Annotated in this window: 2 protein-coding genes; both read left to right on the forward strand. The window is 46.7% G+C overall.

Features of this window, described 5'->3' with window-relative positions; genetic code table 11:
* Nucleotides 1–74: 74 nt before the first annotated feature.
* Nucleotides 75–395 (forward strand): helix-turn-helix domain-containing protein, encoded by a 321-nt coding sequence (locus KI362_RS25190; protein WP_301630982.1) that lies wholly within the window; start codon nucleotides 75–77, stop codon nucleotides 393–395.
* 38 nt (nucleotides 396–433) lie between these two features.
* Nucleotides 434–1,336 (forward strand): IS3 family transposase, encoded by a 903-nt coding sequence (locus KI362_RS25195; RefSeq protein ID WP_301630983.1) that lies wholly within the window; start codon nucleotides 434–436, stop codon nucleotides 1,334–1,336.
* Nucleotides 1,337–1,412 lie beyond the last annotated feature (76 nt).

Genomic DNA, 1,412 nt, shown 5'->3' on the forward strand with positions numbered 1-1,412 from the left:
CTCCAAGGCCCCCTAATTAAACTGGAGTCTCCCTGCCCAATAATTTAAACTTAGGACAAAGGGAGATGATCGGTATGGGAAAAAGGCTGAATGAAGAAAAACGTTTACAAGTTGTGAAAGAAGCGATAGCAGGTGTTAAGGTGGGGGTGTTGGCTCGAATGTACGACGTCCATCCAGAGACTGTCCGTAGTTGGATTAGAGATCATCGGGACTCTATTTCGCCTGAAGAAATTCCTGCGGCAGACGAACATGTTCAAGAGTTGCAACGCCTGCAGGAGGTGGAGCAACGCTATCAAAAGGCCGTTAAGGTCCTTGGTGAAAAAGAACTCGAAATCGAAATTTTGCGAGAGTTGCTAAAAAAGCAAAACCCCGCTTATCTGAAAAATTTGAAATAGCCGACCCATTCATTAAGCGGGGGGAACCGGTAGCTGTTGTGCTGCGTATTCTTGGGTTGTCAGAATCAACGTATTACGACCGAAAAAAGCGACTAGCTCAGTCAGCAGAAAAAGGCGAAGAACGTTCAACCGAAAGCCGTGTAGGGCGCCCTGTGCCTGGATACTCATACACGACTACAGGTGAGAAAGTTAGCGACGCACAAATTAAAGAATGGCTGCTCGAACTCCTTGAAGGAGAAGAGTTTGTCTATGGTTATAAGTTTTTGGCCCAGTCCCTTCGAGATAAGTATGATCTTATCTTCAACAAAAAGAAGTCTTATCGACTTTGCCAAGAGTTAGATATATTGCAGAAACCTAGAAAGCGCCTACGCTCTCACCCTCGCCGATTACCGAGAAATCGAGTCATAACGGGACCAAACCAACTTTGGCAAATGGATATTAAATATGGATACGCGATCGGGCAGGAACGGTTCTTTTTTGTACTCAGCATTATAGATGTGTTTGACCGAATGATAGTAGGACAGTATAGAGGCCCAGTATGCGAAGCTACCCAAGTCGTCCAAACCTTATGGAACGCCTTGCAAGACCGTATAGTGCCCGGCGAGTTCATGCCGGTGGTTCGTACAGACAATGGCCCGCAGTTCGTTAGCAAGCTATTTGGGGACACCTGTGAGAGCTTGGATCTTATTCATGAGCGTATTCCGCCACGCTCCCCCAATATGAACGCCTACATTGAGTCGTTTCACAGCGTCTTGGAGCGCCATCTGTTTAGCCGGAGGGACTTTATGACCCTGGATGAAGCTTATGAGGCGCTGGACCAATACATGGACTTTTACAACAACCGAAAAATTCACGGTAGCTTAAGAAAAATGTCTCCAGCGAAGTTCTCGATATGGGTGAGGACACTGGAAGACACCTCTGCCTTTCATAGAGCGGTGTAATACGGCAGAATAAGGAGCAATCCTGTGAATTCATAAACATTGTAGGGTAGGACTCCGAAATAAGGGGGCCTAGCCG

Source organism: Paenibacillus apis, from assembly GCF_018333295.1.
GTDB lineage: Bacteria > Bacillota > Bacilli > Paenibacillales > Paenibacillaceae > Fontibacillus > Fontibacillus antibioticophila.

Coding starts and splice junctions, on each gene's coding strand:
- KI362_RS25190 (WP_301630982.1), top strand. CDS start 75: ATGGGAAAAAGGCTGAATGAAGAAAAACGTTTACAAGTTGTGAAAGAA.